Annotated in this window: 2 protein-coding genes; both read right to left on the bottom strand. The window is 57.4% G+C overall.

The annotated features are described in order from the left end of the window. Window positions 1-514, bottom strand: a 514-nt coding sequence (locus tag WS91_RS37405; RefSeq protein WP_231752039.1) for a transposase, incomplete at its 3' end; no start/stop codon positions are given. A 67-nt stretch (window positions 515-581) separates the two neighbouring features. Then, a partial coding sequence (locus WS91_RS17365) for an RHS repeat-associated core domain-containing protein (protein WP_197422248.1) occupies window positions 582-3,050 on the bottom strand: 2,469 nt, incomplete at its 5' end.

The following is a 3,050-nucleotide window of genomic DNA, read 5'->3' as shown; positions in this document are numbered from 1 at the left end:
GCCAGTCGTCGATAAAGTACGGCTGATAGCTGCGCACCGGCTGCCCCTTGTTGTCGTATTCGACCTTGCCGGACACCTCATAAGTCAGCGCGCTCGTCGCAGGCTGGCTGCTCGGGTGGTAGAACTTCGCCGCCGATCCATATGACGTGTATCCCCGCGGAGCAACCCAGACTTGCGGTTCTTTGGCCAGACCATCCGGCGGCAGCAAACGGTCCACGTAGTCCACCACGTCTCGTCTCAGCGCGGGCCGGGCCACTTTTGAGGCGACATCCTGCAGGATGGCCTTGTCGAGGCTCAGTTCGGCAACCAACTTCTTCAGCCGCGCATTCCCATCCTGCAATTGCTTGAGCTCGTGTACCTGATCCGACTGCATCCCCGCGTATCGCTTCTTCCATCGATAGAACGTCTGCTCGGAAATGCCGACCTGACGGATCAGATCCGCTACTGGCATACCCAACTCCGCCTGCTTCAGTACCGCAACAATCTGTTCGATCGGAAAGCACTTCCGTTTCATGGCAAACCACCTCTCGGTTCAGGGTCAAGTTTGCCGCAAAACTCGCTCTAGAATCGGTCCAGTTTTCCTAATACGGATTAGTGGAGTTTGAGTTAAAAACCCTCTTAATCACTCGATAGTGAACCATGTTTCTATTAAATATTTCCAGGGCCCTGCCTTGGCCGAGCTGAATCGTCATTTGCTCGCCCTCGACCTTAAATTGAGCATTGGTCTTCATCCATTCACCCCCTCCTTCCCTCATATCCGGAAATAATAACTTAACACCCTTATTCAAGGCCAAGCCAATTTCTCTGAGCTCCTTTAATGTTCCAGGTTTGAGGGCGAACTGAATTAACTCTCCGTTGCTAGGCGAAGAATATTCCAATGAATAAGCCACCGCCGGCGAAATCGATGTTTCAGTTGTTGGTTGCAATTTATTGGTTTTCATCAATCCATTATAGTGATCGGTAGACATTGATCTAAAAAGCAACTCATTTCCATGAATATCATACTCCAAAGCAGGAGAGGAAGGATTTTCTGTGCTCCTGTATGGAATTCCAACTAGGCCAGATCGTAACGAGCCACCACCAACAAAAACTCCGGAAGATATATCCTGATTGAGTGATATTGAAGCGTATACGGGATTATCAGACCCTTTTATCTCCACGTTGAAAGGGAGATGCCGACGCTTCTCGAGAATCTTCTTGGTTGACTCAGCAATTGTCGACACCGTTGGCGCATTTGATGGCTCACCTTTTTTTATCTTTCCACGATGCTTTCCAGTTTCAATTGTAATTTGCCTATTGGCACTGAAATATCCATGAGCATTTGCTTTTCCTCTCAATGCCTGAACTCCGCCGAGGTATGCCAACACATGTTCCGGCCCAAAATTTTTCAATTTGTTAATTTCTTGTTTTGCCAGATCTTGTAAGGTTGGCAGTAGCCCCAATAGATCACGTTGCGTAACCGGGCTATTCCTGACCATCCGAAAGAGGTTGAGCCCGTCAACAGTGCCGGCGGGATCGGGGCTGAGCCAGCGGCACGCCCACGGCTGGTAGTATCGATAACCGTAGTCGTACAGCCCGGTCACATCCTGCTCCTTGCCCGAGTAGCGGATGAACTTGGTGTCGGCCTCAGTCTGACTGCGCGCAGACCACACCGCAGTGCCGCCGTACGGATAGTATTCCTCACGGCTGACTAGGTCGGCCTGCCCGTCCAGTTCCAGCCCGATCGAGCCGACCAGGTCGCCATGGCTGAATCGAAGCGCGTCGTTTCCCACGGCAGGCGGCAGACCACTCTCCCAATGCAGCGCCCGCGCGCCGGTCCGTCCCGCGTTCAGCCGGATCTCGTGCAGCGCCTCCGTTACCTTTACGGTGGCGCCATCGTCGCTGCGGGTGAGCCGCAAGGTCAGTCCCGGCAGGGTAATCGCCTCGGCCGTGCGGGTCGTCCCCAACGTCCACGCGCTCGTGCACTTGCGCACCCGCATCCCGTCTGATCCGTAATGATACGCCTCCCGGTCGTCGGGGTCGCCGCTCCGTTTGACCAGCGTGACCCGTTGCAGCCGATTGCGGCCATTCCAGCCAAGCGGCTCGACGCGGTCCGGCAGCAGGCACTGCTGGTTGCCGGTGGGATCGAACCAGGTCCCGTCGTCGACATCGCCTGGCGTCAGGCTGCCGCGGGCGTTCTGCACTAATGCGTGGTTGCTGCGACCGGACACCACGATGTCCTGCGTGTAGCCTACCGCCCCCTGGTGCGCGATCTGAGTAAAGTTGCCGCCGCGGTCGTATTGATAGGTACGCGTATAGCCGCTATAGACGGAATCGTCGTTCGGCAGCGGGATCGGCGCGGGCAGCGTTGTACCTTGCCGACCACGGTTGACGGTTTCGCGGCCGGTCGCGCGGATCAACTGATACAGCGCATCGTACGCGTAGGTATTGCCTGCATCGACCCGCTGGTTGCGCCAGTAGGTGGTCGGTTGCACGGTGTCCGTCATGCTCAGCACATTGCCGACCGGGTCGTATGTGTACTGCAGGTCTTGCAGCACCGTGCCTCGCCCGGTCTGCGCCGGTCGTGTCACGGTCAACCGCACCAGCCGCTGGGTTTCTGGCTCGTAAGCACAGGTGCTGACCACGCCATTGCCGGCCGTTTCGCTCAAGACCTGGCCCGGCGCGCTGTAGTCGATTGCCGATAGCACTGGCCATGCCGTTCCGCCGGCGAGCGTCAGGCCGCTAAGGGCAAGCCGGCCGGCGACATCGAAGGCGCGAGCCTGCACGTTGCTTGCCGCATCGGTCTGCGTCAACCAGGTGCCGGTTGCATCGCGGGTCCAGGCTGTTGTATAGGCAACCGATTCGAGCGCACTCGCCCATGCCAACTCGTCGCCTGCCCAATCGGCGTTGCCCTCCGCGTCGGCTAGCAGGGTGCGGGATTCAATAACCGGTTCGCCAATGAGGTGAAAGCCGCGCCACTCGAGCCGTCCCGCAGTATCGTAGCGACGCACACATTGCCCGCGCAGGTTGTGCGCCTGCGCGTCGGCTTCCCGCTCGCCGTACACCCATAC

It is taken from the genome of Burkholderia sp. MSMB1498 (assembly GCF_001526245.1).
Lineage (GTDB): Bacteria > Pseudomonadota > Gammaproteobacteria > Burkholderiales > Burkholderiaceae > Burkholderia > Burkholderia savannae.
Note: the sequence above shows the minus strand (reverse complement) of the source record. Positions and strands in the feature narration are given on the sequence as shown.